This is a genomic window from Rhizobium ecuadorense, from assembly GCF_001187535.1.
Taxonomy (GTDB): domain Bacteria; phylum Pseudomonadota; class Alphaproteobacteria; order Rhizobiales; family Rhizobiaceae; genus Rhizobium; species Rhizobium ecuadorense.
Map to the genome: position 1 here is coordinate 1 of NZ_LFIO01000538.1, position 254 is coordinate 254.

The following is a 254-nucleotide window of genomic DNA, read 5'->3' on the forward strand; positions in this document are numbered from 1 at the left end:
CCGCCTTTCCGGAAAAGAACGTACGCGCGTCTGCGTTGGGCGCGGGCATCGTCGGCTGCCTGACAAAACCGTTTGGCGAACAGGTTTTGCTCGATTGCATCAGTTCCGCGCTGGCTCTCAATAGCGGTGGGGAAAGCGGTTCATGAGGTCGCACACCGGGTCCTGGACAGCCTCACATGCGTCGTGCCGTGATGTATAAAGGGCTCGCGGCCGGTCCGCCACCGTCGTCAAAGCCTCAATGCCACCCTCAACGG

At 61.4% G+C, this 254-nt stretch carries 1 pseudogene; it reads left to right on the plus strand.

Features of this window, described 5'->3' with window-relative positions:
• Positions 1-146, plus strand: a pseudogene (locus AF337_RS45300) (response regulator); the annotation flags it as partial.
• Positions 147-254 lie beyond the last annotated feature (108 nt).